This is a genomic window from Clostridium sp. KLE 1755 (assembly GCF_000466465.2).
GTDB classification, from domain to species: Bacteria; Bacillota; Clostridia; order Lachnospirales; family Lachnospiraceae; genus Eisenbergiella; species Eisenbergiella porci.
The window spans coordinates 189,160-207,513 of sequence record NZ_KE992671.1 but is presented as its reverse complement, the minus strand read 5'-3'; the positions used below and the strand labels follow the sequence as shown (position 1 = coordinate 207,513).

Annotated in this window: 17 protein-coding genes and 1 pseudogene; 17 read left to right on the top strand and 1 reads right to left on the bottom strand. The window is 48.3% G+C overall.

What is annotated here, in order from left to right:
- Positions 1-261, top strand: a pseudogene (locus HMPREF1548_RS29865) (hypothetical protein); the annotation flags it as partial.
- 150 nt (positions 262-411) lie between these two features.
- A complete protein-coding gene (locus HMPREF1548_RS06565; RefSeq protein WP_021635100.1) occupies positions 412-1,092 on the top strand; it encodes a YjjG family noncanonical pyrimidine nucleotidase in 681 nt (226 codons plus the stop codon).
- Between the two features lie 93 nt (positions 1,093-1,185).
- Here HMPREF1548_RS06565 and HMPREF1548_RS06560 read toward each other — a convergent pair whose 3' ends face one another.
- Positions 1,186-2,088: a LysR family transcriptional regulator gene (locus HMPREF1548_RS06560; protein WP_021635099.1), complete on the bottom strand. Its 903-nt coding sequence runs from the start codon at positions 2,086-2,088 to the stop codon at positions 1,186-1,188.
- Positions 2,089-2,619: 531 nt separating this feature from the next.
- Between HMPREF1548_RS06560 and HMPREF1548_RS06555 the strand changes: the two genes are divergently transcribed.
- From HMPREF1548_RS06555 to HMPREF1548_RS06490, 15 genes are all read left to right on the top strand, one after another.
- A complete protein-coding gene (locus HMPREF1548_RS06555; RefSeq protein WP_021635098.1) occupies positions 2,620-4,401 on the top strand; it encodes an ABC transporter ATP-binding protein in 1,782 nt (593 codons plus the stop codon).
- A 4-nt stretch (positions 4,402-4,405) separates the two neighbouring features.
- On the top strand, positions 4,406-6,166 hold the full coding sequence (locus HMPREF1548_RS06550; RefSeq protein ID WP_021635097.1) for an ABC transporter ATP-binding protein: 1,761 nt from the start codon (positions 4,406-4,408) through the stop codon (positions 6,164-6,166).
- 241 nt (positions 6,167-6,407) lie between these two features.
- The gene (locus tag HMPREF1548_RS06545; protein ID WP_025491590.1) at positions 6,408-7,514 is read left to right on the top strand and encodes a C45 family autoproteolytic acyltransferase/hydrolase; all 1,107 of its coding nucleotides are present in this window, start codon (positions 6,408-6,410) and stop codon (positions 7,512-7,514) included.
- Positions 7,515-7,984: 470 nt separating this feature from the next.
- Positions 7,985-8,938, top strand: a complete 954-nt coding sequence (locus HMPREF1548_RS06540) for an Rpn family recombination-promoting nuclease/putative transposase (RefSeq protein ID WP_021635095.1) — start codon at positions 7,985-7,987, stop codon at positions 8,936-8,938.
- Between the two features lie 263 nt (positions 8,939-9,201).
- Complete coding sequence (locus tag HMPREF1548_RS06535) at positions 9,202-11,061, top strand: ABC transporter ATP-binding protein (RefSeq protein WP_051358329.1); 1,860 nt, start codon at positions 9,202-9,204, stop codon at positions 11,059-11,061.
- A complete protein-coding gene (locus HMPREF1548_RS06530) occupies positions 11,042-11,584 on the top strand; it encodes a hypothetical protein (protein ID WP_021635092.1) in 543 nt (180 codons plus the stop codon). Before HMPREF1548_RS06535 ends, HMPREF1548_RS06530 begins: the two co-directional genes overlap by 20 nt.
- Positions 11,585-11,605: 21 nt before the next feature.
- Positions 11,606-12,898, top strand: a complete 1,293-nt coding sequence (locus HMPREF1548_RS06525; RefSeq protein WP_021635091.1) for an ABC transporter ATP-binding protein — start codon at positions 11,606-11,608, stop codon at positions 12,896-12,898.
- 133 nt (positions 12,899-13,031) lie between these two features.
- Complete coding sequence (locus tag HMPREF1548_RS06520) at positions 13,032-13,763, top strand: LytR/AlgR family response regulator transcription factor (protein ID WP_021635090.1); 732 nt, start codon at positions 13,032-13,034, stop codon at positions 13,761-13,763.
- Positions 13,748-14,476: a sensor histidine kinase gene (locus HMPREF1548_RS06515; protein WP_021635089.1), complete on the top strand. Its 729-nt coding sequence runs from the start codon at positions 13,748-13,750 to the stop codon at positions 14,474-14,476. Before HMPREF1548_RS06520 ends, HMPREF1548_RS06515 begins: the two co-directional genes overlap by 16 nt.
- Before the next feature lie 53 nt (positions 14,477-14,529).
- On the top strand, positions 14,530-14,988 hold the full coding sequence (locus tag HMPREF1548_RS06510; RefSeq protein WP_021635088.1) for a hypothetical protein: 459 nt from the start codon (positions 14,530-14,532) through the stop codon (positions 14,986-14,988).
- Between the two features lie 104 nt (positions 14,989-15,092).
- Positions 15,093-15,788, top strand: coding sequence for a GNAT family N-acetyltransferase (locus tag HMPREF1548_RS06505; RefSeq protein WP_021635087.1), 696 nt, complete (start codon positions 15,093-15,095; stop codon positions 15,786-15,788).
- 72 nt (positions 15,789-15,860) lie between these two features.
- Positions 15,861-16,673, top strand: a complete 813-nt coding sequence (locus HMPREF1548_RS06500) for a GNAT family N-acetyltransferase (RefSeq protein WP_035321293.1) — start codon at positions 15,861-15,863, stop codon at positions 16,671-16,673.
- 96 nt (positions 16,674-16,769) lie between these two features.
- The gene (locus HMPREF1548_RS29385; protein WP_021635084.1) at positions 16,770-16,922 is read left to right on the top strand and encodes a hypothetical protein; all 153 of its coding nucleotides are present in this window, start codon (positions 16,770-16,772) and stop codon (positions 16,920-16,922) included.
- Positions 16,912-17,691: an HD domain-containing protein gene (locus tag HMPREF1548_RS06495; protein ID WP_021635083.1), complete on the top strand. Its 780-nt coding sequence runs from the start codon at positions 16,912-16,914 to the stop codon at positions 17,689-17,691. Before HMPREF1548_RS29385 ends, HMPREF1548_RS06495 begins: the two co-directional genes overlap by 11 nt.
- A gap of 60 nt (positions 17,692-17,751) precedes the next feature.
- On the top strand, positions 17,752-18,309 hold the full coding sequence (locus HMPREF1548_RS06490; RefSeq protein WP_021635082.1) for a ribonuclease FAU-1 family protein: 558 nt from the start codon (positions 17,752-17,754) through the stop codon (positions 18,307-18,309).
- The last annotated feature ends 45 nt before the right edge of the window (positions 18,310-18,354 follow it).

Below are 18,354 nucleotides of genomic sequence, written 5' to 3'. Positions count from 1 at the left end.
ATTCTTGAGATTGGTATTGAAAAAGGAAGAGAAGAAGGAAGAAAAGATGGATTGCAGGATGGATTAAAAATAGGCCGTGCCGAAGGAGAAGCAAAATTAGTATCTATGATAAGAAGAAAACTGAAAAAGGGGCTTAATGCTACTGCAATTTCAGAAGCATTGGAGCTGGAAGATGCTTATGTACAAAAGGCAGTCGATTTAATAACGGAGGATTCTTCCAAAAGCGATCTGGACATAGCTAAGATGTTACTTAACCAATAATCCAATGCCTATATAAACAGGGGCAGCTAAATGCGCTCTATGATGGAGCAGATGTTTGCTGCCGCCGCATATTCTTACAGTCTGTATATTAACTATGCAGACTGTAAGAATTATTAAGATATATTATTTTTTTTACAGAGAGGAAGAAACATGGAATATACTACCTTGCTTTTGGATATGGACGGGACCTTTCTTGATTTCTCAGCAGCGGAGCATTCTGCCTTTTACCGCGCTATGGAGGCTCATGGTTATCCGTGTGACGAGGAAAGCTACCGGATTTATTCCCGGATCAATCATAGTCTGTGGGAGGCCTTTGAACGGGGCGAGATAGATAAGCCGACGCTGCTTTTTACCAGGTTCGGCAGGCTGTTTGAACAGCTTGGGATCGATGGAGACGGTGCTGCTTTTGAAGAAGAGTATCAGATGATGCTGGGAGAGGGGCATGAACTCATTGAGGGGGCGCAGGAGGTTCTGGACTGGCTGTTTCCAAGATATGACCTTTACGTGGTCACCAACGGTGTGGAGGCCACCCAGCGCAACCGGCTGAAGCTGTCCGGGCTGGACCGTTTTATGAAAGATATTTTTGTGTCGGAGGCGGTGGGCTACCAGAAGCCCCAGACGGAATTTTTCGACTACTGCTTTCAGAGAATCCCGGATTTCCAAAGGGAAAAGACCATGATTATCGGGGATTCCCTGACGTCGGATATCCAGGGCGGCAACAATGCCGGGATTGCCGCCTGCTGGTTCAATCCCGCAGGAAAGCAGAATACCCCGGGGCTGCGGATTGAGCGGGAAATCAGAAATTTGCGGGAATTGAAGGATTTTCTGTGAAAGATAAAATGGTGATATTGTTTTTGCTCTGTTGCTTTCGGCGGGGTATTTGACTGACAGTTCTGTTATCCGGACTGCGATCCGTGCGGCAGGTCAGTGCATTTCGGTGATTAAATGTTTTAAGAACATACGGGCGATAGTGGACAGATACGCATTTTTGTTATGGATAACGGAAATGCTGGTAAAGAGTCTGCTGTCGCTTATTTTGTATACTTTTGTATGTGGATTTTGAAGCAGCGGCTGCGAGGAAGCAGGTACGATTCCCACGCCCAGGCCGGCGTCCGCCCAGCGGACGGAGGTCCTGGCATCGTCATTGAGGCAGAAATAGGAGGGGGAAAGTCCTTCCCGGGTAAAAGCGTCGTGCAGGGGTGTCTCCCATCTGCGGTATACGATCAGAGGCAGGCGGCTCAGGGCCTCCAGAGTAATGCAGCCGTCAAAACAGCCGGAATCAGAAGGCACCACAGTTTTTTCCGGGAAAAAGGTTTCACTTCCCACCGCCAGCATCGGTTCCTCGCACAGGGAAGTGCAGACAAAGCCTTCAGCATGAAAAGGAGTACGCACAATGGCCAGCTCCAGCAGGTTGGAGCGCAGCTGTTCCAGGAGCTGATAGGTATTTGCCTCAAACAGTTCAAAGCGTATGTCGGGGTAGGCCTGATGGAACGCGGCGGCCCAGAGCGGCAGCAGGCTGCTTCCCACGGAGGAAACCACACCCAGACGCAGCGCCCCGGTCAGACCGCTGTTATAGTCCAGTAGCTCCCTGCGGGTTGCTTCCGAAAGCTCCAGCATGGTTACGGCTCTTTCATAGAGCAGCTGCCCGGCCTCCGTCAGTTGTATTTTCCGGGAACCGCGTTCAAAAAGGACGCAGCCGAACTCGTCCTCCAGCTGTTTCATCTGGGTACTCAGCGGCGGCTGCGACAGATTCAGTTTCCTGGCGGCGCCGGAGATGGTACCTTCCTTTACCACGGTTACAAAATGTGAAAGCTGTTTTAATTCCATGAATCTACCTCTCCTGTGATTGTTTTTGGGTGAGAAGCAACCGAGGCATCCTGGGTCTGGTGTCCCGGCGCTTTGGCTTCCTGTCCCTCCAGCCGGCTTTCCTGCTGCCGGAGGGTTACCGTAAAACCTGGATCAGAATTTCGGTAATGTATTTGCTAAGAGTATGGGGGTAATAAACCGGGAGCAGAATTTGAGTAATATATATGTTAAAAATATGGATTATATATAAATATAATAATTTTAATATACCTGATTTTATGATACGATAGACGAGGAAATTTGGCAAGTAACTGTTTGGCAGGTGGAACAGCAAATGTAACAGTTCAGGCAGGTATGCGCATTCACTGCGCAAACCGTGAGAAAACGTGGTGGCAGCAGGCATCCGCCCCTCGCCGAAGGCGACTTATCATGGGCGGATGCAGTAACAGGTCGGCCTAAGGCTGAACTGTTACCAGCAGATCAGGGCAATTGCTGTGAAGGTGGATTGAACAGTTATTTGGGATTTTTAAAATATACTGAAGGAGTGAGGGTGTGAAGAAGTTACTTGTTTTCTTGAAGGATTATAAGAAGGAGACGGTTCTGGCGCCGTTGTTTAAGCTGCTGGAGGCTTCCTTTGAGCTGTTGGTGCCGCTTGTTATGGCGGCGATTATTGATAAGGGGATTGGGAATGCCGACAGAGGGTATATTGGCAGAATGTGTTTTGTCATGATCATGCTTGGTGTCGTGGGGCTGGTATGTTCCATTACGGCCCAGTATTTTGCGGCGAAGGCGGCGGTCGGGTTTGCGGCGAAGATGAAGCATGCGCTGTTTGCCCATATCCAGAGCCTGTCTTTTACGGAAATGGATACGGTGGGGACGTCCACGCTGATCACGAGAATGACCAGTGACTCCAATCAGGTGCAGAACGGGGTGAACATGGTGCTGCGTCTGTTCCTTCGTTCCCCGTTTATCGTATTCGGCGCTATGGTTATGGCCTTTACCATTGATGTGAAGGCGGCTCTTGTATTTGTGGTGACCATTCCGCTGCTTTCCGTTGTGGTATTCGGAATCATGATGCTGACCATGCCTCTTTATAAAAAGGTGCAGGGAGGGCTGGACAGGGTGCTGGGGATTACCAGGGAAAACCTGACCGGTGTCCGTGTGCTTCGGGCTTTTAATAAGGAAGAAAACGAAATCGACAGGTTTGAAACAAGCAATAATACGCTGACCTCCATGCAGAAGCATGTGGGTAAAATCTCCGCGTTGATGAATCCCGTAACCTATGTGATTATTAACGGCGCGATCATTGTTCTGGTTTGGACCGGCGCGTGGCGTGTGGAAAATGGCATAATTACGCAGGGCGCGGTGGTTGCGCTGGTCAATTATATGTCCCAGATTCTGGTGGAGCTGATTAAGCTTGCCAATCTGATTATTACAATTACCAAGGCTATCGCCTGCGGAAACCGTATCCAGAGTATTTTTGAAATAGAATCCAGTATGAAGGACGGGAACGGCTGCCAGGATGATGGACACAGAGGTAGTGTATCAGGCCAGGACACTGGCGCCGTTGGGAAAAAGGCTTTGGACAGGCTCCCTTCCGTGGAGTTCGATCATGTCTGCCTGACCTATAAAAATGCAGGGGCGGAGTCTCTGACGGATGTTAGTTTTAAGGCCTATAGGGGAGAAACCATAGGAATCATCGGAGGAACCGGTTCCGGAAAATCTTCCCTGGTGAACCTGATTCCCCGTTTTTATGATGCCACAAAGGGACAGGTACTTGTGAGCGGTAAAAACGTGAAGGATTATTCGTTAGAGGAACTGCGCCGGAAGGTGGGAATGGTGCTGCAGAAGGCGGTTCTGTTTAAGGGAACCATCCGGGAAAACCTCCGGTGGGGAAAAGAGGACGCTACGGAGGAAGAGCTTTTAAGGGCGCTGGATATTTCCCAGGCAAGGGAGTTTGTGGATACCAAGGACGGCGGGCTGGATGCTCCTGTGGCTCAGGGCGGGAAAAACCTGTCGGGCGGGCAGAAGCAGCGCCTTACCATCGCCAGGGCCCTTGTAAGAAATCCGGAAATCCTGATCCTGGACGACAGCGCCTCCGCGCTGGACTTTGCAACTGATGCCAGGCTCCGTAAGGCGATCAAGGAAATGGAAGAAGGACCCACTGTATTTATTGTATCCCAGCGGGCTTCCTCCATCCGTTATGCGGATCAGATCATTGTAATGGATGATGGGGAAGTGGCAGGCATAGGCACTCATGAGGATCTGCTGGAAAACTGTCCGGCTTACCAGGAAATTTATTATTCCCAGTTTGAAAAAAGGAAGGAGGCGTAAGCTCATGGCAAAAGCAAAAGAAGATAAGACAAAGCAGAAGGCAACCCTTGTCAAGGTGCTCCGGTATCTGAAGCCTTACTGGTTTTACCTGGGGCTTTCCCTGGTACTGGCCGCCGTCAGCGTGGCGCTCACCCTTTATGTGCCCAAGCTTACAGGGCGGGCCATTGACCATATCATTGCCAGGGGGCAGGTGGACTTCCCGGCAATTCTGGCCGTCCTGAAACAGATAGCCATAGCCATTGCCGTTACTGCCCTGGCTCAGTGGATCATGAATATCTGCAATAATAAAATGACATATCACATCGTAAGGGATATCAGGAACGAAGCCTTCCGAAAGATAGAAATCCTTCCGCTAAAATACATTGACAGCCACTCCTACGGCGAGATTGTCAGCCGGGTCATTGCAGATGTGGATCAGTTTGCGGACGGCCTGCTCATGGGCTTTACCCAGTTTTTTACCGGCGTAATGACGATTGCGGGGACTATCCTGTTCATGCTTGCAACCAATGTGGGAATTACCTTTGTGGTAGTGCTTATCACACCGTTGTCCCTGTTTGTGGCGGCTTTTATCGCAAAAAAAACCTTCACCATGTTCCGGCTTCAGTCGGAAACAAGAGGGGAGCAGACCGCTTTGATTGATGAAATGCTGGGAAACCAGAAGGTGGTGCAGGCCTTCAGCCATGAAGAAAAGGCGATGGAGCAGTTTGATGAAATCAATGAGCGGCTGCAGAAATGCTCCCTGAAGGCTATATTTTATTCCTCCATCACCAATCCTGCCACCCGCTTTGTCAATAACGTGGTTTATACAGGAGTCGGGCTGGTGGGCGCGCTGGCGGCGGTGGCGGGCCGGATCAGCGTGGGCGATTTGTCCTGCCTGCTCAGCTATGCCAACCAGTACACCAAGCCCTTTAATGAAATATCCGGCGTGGTAACGGAGCTGCAGAACGCGCTGGCCTGCGCGGGACGCATTTTTGATTTAATAGAGGAAGAACCCCAGACACCGGAAAAAGAAGGGGCAATGCACCTGAATAATATCCGGGGAAATGTGGAGCTGTCCCATGTGGCATTCTCCTATACGCCGGAGCAGAAGCTGATTGAGGACTTCAATCTGCAGGTAAAGCCTGGACAGAGAGTGGCAATTGTAGGCCCTACGGGCTGTGGAAAGACGACCATGATCAACCTGCTGATGCGTTTTTATGATGTGGACAGCGGCCAAATCCGGGTGGAGGGAACGGATATCCGGGATATGACACGCAAGAGCCTGCGCGCCGGTTACGGTATGGTGCTGCAGGATACCTGGCTGAAGGCAGGAACTATCCGGGAAAATATTACCATGGGAAAGCCCGATGCCACGGAGGAGGAAATCATAGCGGCGGCCAGGGCCTCCCATGCCCACAGCTTTATCAAACGTCTGCCGGAAGGCTATGACACAGTGATTTCAGAGGATGGGGGAAGCCTTTCCCAGGGACAGAAGCAGCTTTTGTGCATTACCAGGGTCATGCTGTGCCTGCCGCCCATGCTCATTCTGGATGAAGCAACCTCTTCTATTGATACGAGGACGGAAATGAAAATCCAGGAAGCCTTTGCCCGCCTGATGGAGGGCAGGACGAGTTTTATTGTGGCGCACCGGCTTTCCACAATCAGGGAGGCGGATGTAATCCTGGTGATGAGAGATGGGAAAATAGTGGAACAGGGCCGCCATGAAGAGCTGCTTGAAAAGGACGGCTTCTATGCCGGATTGTATAACAGCCAGTTTGCAGTCTGACGGGGGCAACGGGGGCTGAAACGGCGAAGAGGAGTGCAAGGGGCTGTGGCGCAGCGGAGTGCGGACGGCAGCCAGCATAGAAAATCTTTGTTTCCAGACAGCCTGCAGGACATTTCCCGGCAGAAAAAGACAGGATTAATAAGCAAACAGAGAATAGAATAGATTCATCCACCGTAACAGCCAGGATATCTGAGCTGTTGCCAGACGAAAACGCAGACAGGAAGAAAGGATGAAGCATTCTATGGAAAAACAGAAAGTAAGCTATTATGAACTGGAAGGGACGTACCGGGAAATAGGAAGACAGATAGCAGGACAGGAGGATACGGGAAAATGGTATATTCCTGCCCCTGAATATTTTACCAGGGAGGCGCTGGAGGAAGCGCTTGGGCTTTACGATATGTACTGTCCCGGCATCCGGGAGGAGCTGGAGGGATTTTCGGAGGCGGCCGGCATTCCGGTTAAGGACATTGCCTATACCTGGATGACCATGCTGGTGCCCCGCTGCTCCGGCCTGATACTTACCGGAAAGAAAACACTGGACGGGCATCCAAAAATCGCCCGCAATTATGAATTCACTATTGAGGATGAGGATCTGAAGCTTTGCAGGACTGCGCCCGCGGGAAAATACGCTCATATCGCAGGTACGATCGTGGAGTTCGGCAGATGCGAGGGAATCAATGAAAAAGGGCTGGCGGTATCCATGTCCTCCTGCGGCTTTCCGGTCAGCAACATGCCCGGCATGCGTGCGCCGAAGATAAAAGGGCTGCAGTTCTGGGCGGTTATCCGCAGCCTGCTTGAAAACTGCGCCGATGCACAGGAGGCTTTGGAAAAGGTAATGCAAATGCCCATTGCCTATAATATCAACCTATACCTGGCGGATCCTTCCGGCACAGGGATTTTATTCGAAACCATGGACGGAGAAAAAGCATATGAGCAAATCAGTCCGAATGAAGGCCCCCAGTATCTGTGCGGCACCAATCATATCGTAATAGAGCAGCTTAAGCATCTGGAACCGGCCGGTATGAATAATTCAATTGTAAGGTATGACAGATTGAAGAAGTTTGCAGAAGAAAAGGAACGGTATTCGGAGGAAGAAATCCGTAAATTTATGCTTGCAGAATATCCGGAGGGAATGACTGCGCATTACTATAAGGATGGTTTTGGTACGATTAAAACAGTAATTCTTGATCCCGTGGAAAAACGCTACAGTATCTGCTGGCTGGGTCAGGAGGAAAACGGTTGGAAGGATTATCTGGTTGATGAAAAAAAGGGAGCCTGTGTGGAAGAGCTGCTTTACAGAAATGAGGACGGGAATCCGGAATTCTTTGCCTTCCGGCCCATTGGATGATCTGTATTGTTACAGGAATAACTCAGATGGAGACGGGAACAATCCGGTATCCGGCTGAATGAGAGGGCACTTGGTAAAGTTGTTTTTTACCAGGTGCCTTTTGACATCCGTAAATGCAGTATTTATGCCTGGTTACAGCTTTTTTTAAGAACCATTGCAACTAAAAAACGTCATTTTGCCTATTGAATTAAATATGTTATGCGATTAATATAAAAACACGAATTCGTTGTAGCTGAAATTGGCAGTGCCAGAATGAAAAGTAAATCGGTGCCTCTTCTTAGGTGCCTGCAATCCTGTGTTGTTGCACTCATAAAAATTGTGAGTAGCCGGTTTATCCGGCAGGACAGCATGTCATTTTATCAGAGCCGGTAAGAATCAGTCTGTTAAATTTCAAGGAACATTAGTTAAATGTTAAAAAAGCCAAAGACATAGACTGATACGGGATCTGTTCTCATCGGAGGTAGCATATCTTGCAAAGGGAAAAAGGATTAGATATCAGGGTAAAGCAGCAGCTTCGCAAACCTGTTATTTTTTGTGATTTAATAAACGGAGGTCTGTTTTGCGGCGAACAGCGCCTGCATCCGGAAATGCTGCAAAGGATGCCTGAGATCCTCAATTACAGTGAGGAACAAACGGAAAGGGAATACCGCAGCTATGAGCGTATCCCGGATGTGGTTTACGCGGCGGGAGCAGGGGAGGGTTATCTTGTACTGATGGATGAAAACCAGAACTGTACGGATTATGCCATGCCGTTGCGTAATATGTTTGATACAGCAATTGCTTACATGCAGCAGAAAAAAACAATTGAAAAAGCGCACAAAGAAGCAAAGGACTTGAAAACCGGCGGTGAATATCTCAGTGGATTTGCCAAACAGGACAGATTGCATCCGGTAATCTTCCTAACCTTCTATCATGGAGAAGAACCGTGGAAAGGGGGAAGCAGTCTGCATGATATTTTAAAATTTCCGGAAGGACTTGAGGATATGAAGCAGTTCTGTCCGGATTTCCGGATGAATCTGATTCACGCCTGGAATGTGAACCCGGAAAATTTTCGGACCGGCTTGCGGGCGGTCTTTGAACTTCTCCCTGTGGCGGCAGACAGGAAGGGATTAAAGGATTACGTAAAGGGACATACAGAGCATTTTGGAAATCTGACGGAGGAAGAATGCGATTTGCTGGAGGTATTCATTGGAATGAAGAAGCTGGGCAAAGGAGAGCGGGAAACTTACCGAAATGAGAATGGAGGATATAATATGTGTACGGCGTTGATGGATATTAGGGAAGAGGGAATCGCAGCGGGTGAGTCTGCATTATCCAAGTTGGCCCGGCTGATGCAGGCAGATGGACGTGAGAAGGAATTTTTTGAATGCTGTGGGAATGATAAGAAACGAAAGAAACTGTATAAGGAGTATGGAATAATATAATATGACTGCAAGTGGCCTGCTGGTAATTTCAGAACAATAGATACTACCTGAATTAAGTATAAGTATGAATGTATTTTATCTGCCCTTTTAGGTGAAAAGCCTTAGGGGGCAGATTTTTTGTTGCAGTTTCCATTCGTGCGCCTTCAAAACCATTCGTGCAGCAGACCGGACAGAGAAAAAGGAATATGCTATACTGTCATTAAATTTCCGGAACGGTCCTGCGGCCATGCCTTCCGGAAAAAAGCATGGAGGCAAATCAGAGAATGAGTTCGGAAGATAAAAGAAATCCAGCAGATAAAAAATATAGTTTCGTGAGCAATGCGCTGTTTCACTGGAAGGAACTGTTTGTAAGGGAACCGGCAGTTGCAGCCTGCACGATTGCTCTGACAGCCGTAGGAACGGCTCTTCCCCTGATGAATGCCAGGCTGCCGAAGATGGTGCTTAAGGGGTTGGAGGAGCATTGGGATTTTCCTGTATTTTTTGGGAGGCTGTCGGTGCTGATTCTTTTGCTGGCAGCGGCAGGAATGCTGAAAGAAGGCATAACAGCATATGTGGACGGAATGAGAGGGCCGTTTGAGGACGCTTATAATCTCCGGCTTTTAAAGAAAAGGCTGACCGTGGATTATGACATCCTGGAAAGTAGGAAATTCAATGACGACGCCTATGCCATATATGATTCCTTATACCGTAACCAGGCGGAAATGAAGCATTGTATACTAATTTGGCAGCAGTTTCTGCTGGCCGTCGTTGGTCTGGTTATCTATGGAAGCATTTTGCTTGAAGAGAGCGTTTTCCTGCTGGGCATGGTGTTGCTGCCTACGGTGCTGACCTTTTTCCTGAGAGGAGGGGCGCAGCAAAAGGACAGAAAGCTGCGCAGGTCTGCGGAAGAAGCAAATCGTAAAATGCAGTATGTGGAATCGAAGGCCGGGGATTTTTCGGCAGGAAAGGATATCCGCATTTTTGATCTTTCCGGATGGCTGATGGGTATTTACAGGAAGGAAAGGAATAGCAGCGAAAAATATGTGAAGGAGTGGGAAAATGGATATCTGGCAGCTAATATCTGTGATGCGCTGCTTTGTTTTATCAGGGATATGAGCGCTTATTTTTTCCTGATCATTCAGATTGTGCAGGGAAAAATGGCAGTCTCAGATTTTGTATGGTACATGCCTTTGGTCGGCAGCTGTCAGCAGGCGTGTCAGGGTTTATTGGAGATGGGGGAGCGTCTGGGAAAGTTAAATCTGGATTATGCCAGGCTCAGGGCTTTCCTGGATGAAAATGACGGAGATACCTTCCGGGGAAGGAAAAAGGAAAAGAAGCAGGGCGCCGTCAGCGTGGAATTTTGTCATACAGGCTTCACCTATCCGGGGAGTGAGAAGCCAACGCTGCAGAACCTTAATTTTACAATTCGTGCAGGAGAAAAAATAGCCATGGTAGGCTTAAACGGAGCAGGGAAAACTACGCTGGTGAAACTTCTTTGCGGATTGTATAAACCCACAGAGGGAGAAATCCGGATAGACGGCAAGGCGATAGGCGATTATGAAAAAGAGAGCTATTATGGCCTGATATCTTCCGTGTTCCAGAATGTGCAGCTTCTGCCTTTGACAATTGCGGAAAATGTAAGCTCGGGAACGAAGGAAAATATGGATCGGGAAAAAGTCATAAACTGCCTGAAGCTGGCAGGACTGTGGGAAAAGATAGAAGATTTTCCTGATAAAGAAAATACCTCGCTTGGGAAAGGGATACAGAAAAATGCAGTCGGGCTTTCCGGTGGAGAGCAGCAAAAGCTTTGGATGGCCAGGGCTTTTTATAAGGAGGCGCCTTTGCTGATTCTGGATGAACCGACGGCTGCGCTGGATCCGCTGGCAGAGCAGGAGGTTTATGAGAAATATGTGCGTATGTCGGAGGGGAGAACATCGCTGTTTATTTCTCACAGGCTGTCCAGCACCCGGTTCTGTGACCGGATCCTTTTCATGGAAAACGGAAGTATTCTGGAGGAGGGCAGTCATGAACAGCTGCTTGCCTCCGGCGGGGCATACGCAAGGCTGTTTGGAATTCAAAGCAGATATTATCAGAAGGAATGTATGGGACAGGAGGTGCAAAGGGATGCATTGGCTGCAGAATAAACGGGAGGAAATGAGCAAGGACATCAGCTGTCATCTGCGCGCGCTGAAGCTTTTGTTCTGTTATAACCGGGAATGGGCGCTTGTAGGGCTCACCATACTGATGGACAGTCTTTCCCCATTTGTTGTGATTTATCTGTCTTCCATGCTTCTGGCGGCCTTGTACGAGCAGCGGCCGATCCGGGAAATGCTCGTCTGGGCGGCAGCAGGAGCGGGGACGGCGCTTTTTATCAATGTCGTCAGGCATTGGGCGGCCAAGCATAAAAATGTCATGTGGTGGGGATTGCAGTACCGGATGGCGGAGCCGGTGCTTATGAAAACCATGGGTATGGACTATGAGCTGACGGAAAATGAAGAAGTGCGTGCAATGAGAAGCCGGCAGGAGGAATACAGGAAAAGAAATATCGGTGCCTTTGAAGTTTTTATCCGTTTCATGCAACAGCTTCTGACGGCTTTTCTGAAGCTGGTGATTGCGGTGGCAACGATACTGCCGCTGTTTGTTTCACAAGCGGCGCACAGGAGGTAGGAAACACCCTTTGTTTTTCGTATGACGGTACTGACAGGGCTGCTGCTTATCATGGGCTTTGTTCTGATACAGAAAGCGGTCCGGCGGAAGGATAGAAAGAAATATGCCATAACGCAGACCGTAATTGAGAAGAACCGTCTGAATGAATATATGATGGAAAAAGTGGTGCTGTCTACAGAAGCGGGAAAGGATATCCGTATTTTCCATCAGGAAAAGCTTATGGAGGAATATGGTGATAATATGACCTCCGGATGGAGGAATGCAGCAAAACAGCTGGCGGGCAACGGCGCAAAATGGGATGGTATCCAGGGCTTTCTTTCTGCCTGTATCGGAGGGATAGTCTATCTTTACATCGCGATATGCGCCTATGTGGGAGAAATTGCAGCGGGCAGTGTTGTCAGATATGCCGGTGCGATCCAGCAGCTCATCCAGGCTTTAACCGATTTGATGAGCGCGTGGACGCGGCTACACAGAAACCGGGCGGTAATGGAGGAGTATCTGGCATACCTGGATCTGAAGGATGTGAAGAAAAAGGGAACCATTCCCGTGGAAAAAAGAAGGGATGGCAAATTCCTGATAGAGTTCAGAAATGTTTCCTTCCGTTATCCGGGTACGGAAAAATATGTACTTAAGGGAATGAATGTGACGCTGGAGATCGGGGAACGTATGGCGCTTGTAGGACCGAACGGTTCCGGAAAGACAACCTTTATCAAGCTGTTGTGCAGACTTTATGACCCCACGGAGGGAAGTATTTTACTGAACGGTGTGGATATCAGAAAATATGATTATCAGGAATATATGCAGCTGTTTTCTGTGGTTTTCCAGGATTTTCAGATATTTCCCTTCGCATTGGGGGAATATGTGGCAGGCAGCGGGCAGGTGGAACGGGAGAGAGCCATGGATGCGATCCGGCGGGGCGGTTTGGAGGAGCTGCTTGGGAAAATGCCGGAGGGCCTGAATACTATGCTGAACCGGGATTTTTCGGATCAGGGAGTGGAAATATCCGGCGGAGAGGCCCAGAAGCTGGCAATGGCCAGGGCTATCTATAAAAATGCGCCCTTTGTAATTCTTGATGAACCGACAGCCGCGCTGGATCCGGTAGCTGAGAATGAAATATACACCAGGTTTCATGAGATTATCGGCAGCAAAACGGCGCTGTTTATATCCCACAGGCTTTCCGCCTGCCGTTTTTCCAAGGAGATCCTTGTCTTTGAAAACGGAAATATTATTGAGCGTGGAAGCCATGAAGAACTGTCGGAAAAGCCGGGGCTTTACCGGCAGATGTGGCAGGCGCAGGCCCGGTATTATCAGTAGATGCCTGGAAGTGCGGTATCAATAAATTCCGGCAGTCTTTTGAAGGGGCCGGAAAAACGAGATTGCATATGCAGCGGCAGCTTGCTACAATAAAAGCAGACTTGGTTACAGGTCTGTTCAGGGAGGCGTTTCATTGAAGATAGCGATATGCGATGACGAGAAAATATACAGGGATTTGATGGAAAGCTATATTGAGGCATGGGCAAAGGAAAGAGGGCGCACGGCGGCTCTGTTTCCTTTTTCCAATGGGGAAGAGCTGCTGAAATCCCGGGAGGAAAATTCCTATGACGTTGTGCTTCTGGATATCCAGATGCCGGGAATTGACGGCATGAGTATTGCCAGGCAGCTCAGGGAAGCGGGGGATGAAACCTGCCTCCTGTTTATTACCGGATATGAGGAGTATATGGCAGAAGGGTATGAGGTGGAAGCCTTTCGTTATCTGCTGAAGCCGGTAAAGGAAGAAAAGCTGTGGGAAGCGCTGGACCGGTTCTGTCTGCGGAAACGGAAAACACCGGAATGTCTTGTGGCGGAAACCGGAGAAGGAAGAAAAAGAGTGGCTGTTAAGGAGATTACGTTCATAGAAGCGTTTGCCCATAACTGTGAGCTGCATACGGTAAAAGGGGGCATTGAAGTAAAGACGGGAATTTCAGAGCTGGAAAAGCAGGCAAAGGAATTTGGGCTGCCGCTGTTTCGCTGTCACCGTTCCTACATGGTAAATATTGCACAGGTGACGGGCATCGAAAAGGATGCTGCGGTTTTGGCCGATGGGGGCAGGATACCGGTGAGCAGGAGGATGTACCATGATTTGAATCAGGCCTTTATCCGTTTTTTCAGCAGAGGAGGAAATGAATGGCCGCATGGATAATAGGAATTTGCATTTGCCTTCTGGCAGGCAATGCCGCGCTTCTTTTTTTATGGATCCCAGGATATGTGGATCGCAGAATAGAATGCTTCCAGAGCGATCTTGTTGACCAGCATTATGCCGAAGTGGAAAGTATGTACCGTACCATGCGCGGCTGGAGGCATGATTATCATAATCATATTCAGGCTATGAAGGCATATGCACAGCTGGAAAAATATGACGAGCTGATGGTTTATCTGGGACAGCTGGATGAAAGCCTTTCTCAGGTGGATCAGGTGATAAAGACGGGAAATCTCATGGCGGATGCCATTTTAAACAGCAAGCTGGGCTTAATGAAAAGCCGGAACATCCATACGGATGTAACGGTCCATGTGCCTGAGCAGATGAAGACATCGGATATGGATTTGTGTGTTCTGGTGGGAAATCTGCTGGATAATGCAATTGAGGCCTGTGATGCGGTAAAAGAGGAGGAAAATCGCTTTATCCGCATTTATATTGATACCCTGCAGAATCAGCTGTACATTTCAATCATGAATGGCATGGAGGGAACTGCAAGGCGGCAGGGAGCCCGCTTTGTGAGCAGTAAAAGAGGCGACAGGCGGCAGGGCTTCGGTTTGCAGCAGGTGGATCGGATCGTGGAAAAATACGGCGGCTACCTGAACCGGCAGACGGAGGAAGGCGCATTTGCTACGGAAATCATGCTTCCTTTGGTATAAGACGTAAATTCCATGGGCGCCCTGGCGGAACTAAGGAGGAAATGCAATGCTATATGAAGAAATTGGGAAAAGTTTTAAAAATAGCTTTCTATTGTATGTTTACAATGATTTGCCTGTTCATCATTTCCATTCCCGTGGTAAATAACCTGACGGCAAAGGGAGTGGAGAACCACTTGAAAAGCCTGCCGCTGCCGCCGGATACGGAGCTTGCTGCTTCTGTTTCCAGAGCGGACAAATTAACCGGGAATGGGAACGGCATGCAGTATTTTGGAGCCATCCTGCTTCGGAGTGAACTGACGCTTTATGAGCTGGAAACTTTTTACTCACAATATCGCAGGACGGAATGGGAATGCAATGTGGTGAGCCAAAAGGAGCCGGGGCTTGATTTTTTGGATTATTACGATGAATTAAGGTTCAGCCAGTATGAAGATGTGCCTGGAAATTTTTATATTGTTTATTCCTGGGGAGATGGGGTGAAGCCGTTTGTAACGTGGGATCTGCGGGGACATTAGCAGAGATTTAGATGCAGGATAACAGTAGATGTGTAATTTCTCACATAGGCCGCCATTTTTAAATCTTTGATACGAAATATTGAAAAGAAAACAGAGGTAATACTATGCTTGTAAATCAGCCCTTGCTGCTCCAGGCCTGCCTGGACGGAAAGTTCGGAACTATATTTGAATATGGGAGGAGCTGTGTTTGTGAAGCTGGATTTATCTATCTGCTGGGAGAAGCAGAGGAGGGTATCCTTTCTGAGTTGAAGAACAGATGGAACAACCGGATGTTTATCTGCATGACGCGCCAATGGGAGGAAGCACTACTGACATCTTACCCGGGAATGGTGCATGTAACGCGGTATCAGATGAAATATGAACCGGGCAGTACGGATGAAAAAGTGCTTTGCAGATACATGGAAATGCTGCCACATGAATACAGATTGACCATGTTTGACCGGACTGTATTTGAACAAAAACCCTTTATGCATGCAAGCACCTATTCATCCTATGAAGATTTTCAAAGGAATGCATCCGGTGCGGTAGTTTGGTATCAGGGCCAGATTGTTTCGTCCGCCTCCTCTTTTCTTTCCTGGGAAAACCAGTTGGAGCTGGATATTGTAACTGCAAAAGAACATAGGAGAAAGGGGTTGGGAATTGCCTGTGCCTCTGCAATGCTTCTGGACTGTAAGGCGAGAGGGCTTGACGTACACTGGGATGCACAGAATCCGGCGTCACGCAGCCTGGCGGAAAAAATGGGGTACCGGCTGGATTGTACCTATCAGGCATATTCGTTCATGGCTCCTGAGGAACCTTAAAAATATTAAAACCTGACATACTGTTGTCACGCCTGTTTGTTATACTGGATGAAAAAGGGGAGGTATTACAGAATGGAAGAAAAAAATCATCTGCAGAATGATGCGGGCGGGGCGGCAGAATTTGAAGCGGGAATGATCGTAAAGGGGATAGAAATATCCTGGACCACCTGGGGAAGAATGCGTGGGGAGAGACTTATAACGGGGCCTGTCAGTTATCTGAAGGCAGAAGGAGACAGCGGCTTTGAGCGGATTTATTCGGTGGATATGAAAGAAAATCAGGAGCTTGAAATACCGAAGATGATATCTTTGATAAAGGCAGGTATTCTTCCCGATTCCATACTGATTACTCCGATGACAAGACCCTCTAATCTGGCGGAAATACTGGCAAACAGAGGATTTGTAGTAAATGAACAACCTCCCTGCATACTGCTGTATCTGGATAATTTTAGGGAAAATAGATATCTCATTAATCAGTACACCATATCTGAGGTAACTAAGATGGCGGAACTGAAAAGCTGGCTGGATATTATAAATAAGAACCTTTTTGAAGGGGAGCTTGTTACGACAGAGCAGTTTGGCGATGTACTGAGGCTTGATAATACCAGTTTTTATCTTGGTTTTTCGGAGGGCAGGCCGGTGAGCACCTGCATGACAATCTCAGATGGTGATACCGCTATATTGGAAATGGCTGCGACTTTAAAGGATTACCGTTGCAGAGGCTTTGCATCCTGTCTTATCAGGAAGGCGCTGGCAGATTTGCAGGAAAAAGGCATCCGGACGGTTTCGCTTCGCGCAGAAGAGGACGGCGTCGGGGTTTATACACGCCTTGGCTTTAAAGCCTGTTTTAACCGTGTAATTGCTTTTTACAATAGGAAAAGTATTTGATTACAGTATGTGGGAGGTATATGCTTCTCAAAAAACAAAAATGCACCTGAGCCTGGAGGGGATTGAACAAGAAAATTGCGGCAGGATTTGAGCGTGATGTTGCACAAGAAGATTGCCGCAAGATTTGACAGTGATGCAATAATGGTCTACAATCTGAAAATCAATGCTGATGAAATCCGGGTTACGGAGAAGGTCAGCAATCTCCTGTTTCTAAAGGTGAGGGAAAGGATCGATTATTATGAAAATTGACAGAATTAAAGCGGAAAAAGTCTTTCGGGATTATGTGAGCGCCTATAATGCGCAGGATGATAAGGTCAGGCTGAAGATAGAACATACCTTCCGCGTGGCGGTGTTATGTGAAAAAATAGCGGCTTCGCTGGGCATGGCGGAAGACGAGCGGGATTTGGCCTGGTTTACCGGGCTGCTGCATGACGTGGGGCGGTTTGAGCAGCTGAGAAATTACGGAACCTTTATAGATGCTGAATCCATTGACCATGCGGTGTATGGGGCGCAGATTCTTTTTGATGAGGGGAAAATCAGGGATTATACGGAGGATTCCCGCGAGGATGGGCTCCTTCGTACCGTGGTCGGCGTCCACAACGCTTACCGTATCCCGGAGGGGCTGGATGAAAGGACGCAGAGGTTTTGCCATATCCTGCGGGATGCGGATAAAATCGATATTCTGAAGGTGAACGTGGATTTTCCCCCGGAGGAAATCTATAATGTTTCCACCAGGGAGCTGAAAAACTGTATGGTTTCTGAAGCTGTGATGACAGCTTTTTTTGAAGAGCATGCCATACTGCGTACCCTGAAAAGGACGGCGGCGGATCATCTGGCCGGTCATATTTCACTGGTGTATGAGTTGGTTTTCCCTGAGAGCCTGCGGATTGTGCTGGAGCAGGGATATCTTTCGAAGCTGATGGCTTTCGAATCCGAGAACCCTGTGACGAGAGAGCAGTTTTGCAGGATGAAAGAATATATGGAATTGTATGTGAAGAGAATACAGGCGGTGGAATGACGCCGCCATTTTGGTATATGCCGGAAGGGGATTGTATTTTTACGGGAAAAGAGAAATGCCATGAAGAAGCTGGAAATAAAGCATGTCAGATTAATCTATGATGAATGGAAATGCATAGAGAGAAAGAGCTACCGTCAGAAAAGGATAAAGAACCCGGATTTTTCAGGCTTTCTGGCTCTGATTGATATCGAAAGGGTGAAGGAAAAGCAGGTCTGGAGCTGGGGGCAGGAAAGTCTGACCGTATGTGACGACGGCATGAAATGGCTCATTATTGTTCCGGAAAACGGAAAATATGCTGTAACCGTATATATGAATCAGGAATACAGGCCGGTGCTTTGGTATATTGATATTATTGACGGTATAGGTGTTGATGAAGACGGGATGTTTTTCGTCAGTGATTTATTCCTTGATTTACTGGTATCGCCGGAGGGTGAAGTTAAGGAGGAGGACAGGGATGAACTTGAAGCGGCGCTGGAGCAGGGCGTGATTACGGAATGCCAGTTTGCACAGGCTGACAGGACCGCACAGGAGCTGCGGCTTTATTTGGAGAAGAATTTTCAGGAGTTTTGGGTTTCCTGCGGCCGAAGGCTGGAGGAAATTATGGTACAGGGAAATTAGGGCGCGGAAGGCGGTTATTTCCGGAGCCTTCTGTTTGTATTCGGA

Excerpts from the sequence above, each read along its gene's own strand:
- HMPREF1548_RS06565 (WP_021635100.1), top strand. The coding sequence starts at position 412 with ATGGAATATACTACCTTGCTTTTGGATATGGACGGGACCTTTCTTGAT.
- HMPREF1548_RS06560 (WP_021635099.1), bottom strand. The coding sequence starts at position 2,088 with ATGGAATTAAAACAGCTTTCACATTTTGTAACCGTGGTAAAGGAAGGT.
- HMPREF1548_RS06550 (WP_021635097.1), top strand. The coding sequence starts at position 4,406 with ATGGCAAAAGCAAAAGAAGATAAGACAAAGCAGAAGGCAACCCTTGTC.
- HMPREF1548_RS06545 (WP_025491590.1), top strand. The coding sequence starts at position 6,408 with ATGGAAAAACAGAAAGTAAGCTATTATGAACTGGAAGGGACGTACCGG.
- HMPREF1548_RS06535 (WP_051358329.1), top strand. The coding sequence starts at position 9,202 with ATGAGTTCGGAAGATAAAAGAAATCCAGCAGATAAAAAATATAGTTTC.
- HMPREF1548_RS06530 (WP_021635092.1), top strand. The coding sequence starts at position 11,042 with ATGCATTGGCTGCAGAATAAACGGGAGGAAATGAGCAAGGACATCAGC.
- HMPREF1548_RS06525 (WP_021635091.1), top strand. The coding sequence starts at position 11,606 with ATGACGGTACTGACAGGGCTGCTGCTTATCATGGGCTTTGTTCTGATA.
- HMPREF1548_RS06515 (WP_021635089.1), top strand. The coding sequence starts at position 13,748 with ATGGCCGCATGGATAATAGGAATTTGCATTTGCCTTCTGGCAGGCAAT.
- HMPREF1548_RS06510 (WP_021635088.1), top strand. The coding sequence starts at position 14,530 with ATGAAGAAATTGGGAAAAGTTTTAAAAATAGCTTTCTATTGTATGTTT.
- HMPREF1548_RS06505 (WP_021635087.1), top strand. The coding sequence starts at position 15,093 with ATGCTTGTAAATCAGCCCTTGCTGCTCCAGGCCTGCCTGGACGGAAAG.
- HMPREF1548_RS06500 (WP_035321293.1), top strand. The coding sequence starts at position 15,861 with ATGGAAGAAAAAAATCATCTGCAGAATGATGCGGGCGGGGCGGCAGAA.
- HMPREF1548_RS29385 (WP_021635084.1), top strand. The coding sequence starts at position 16,770 with ATGTTGCACAAGAAGATTGCCGCAAGATTTGACAGTGATGCAATAATG.
- HMPREF1548_RS06495 (WP_021635083.1), top strand. The coding sequence starts at position 16,912 with ATGAAAATTGACAGAATTAAAGCGGAAAAAGTCTTTCGGGATTATGTG.
- HMPREF1548_RS06490 (WP_021635082.1), top strand. The coding sequence starts at position 17,752 with ATGAAGAAGCTGGAAATAAAGCATGTCAGATTAATCTATGATGAATGG.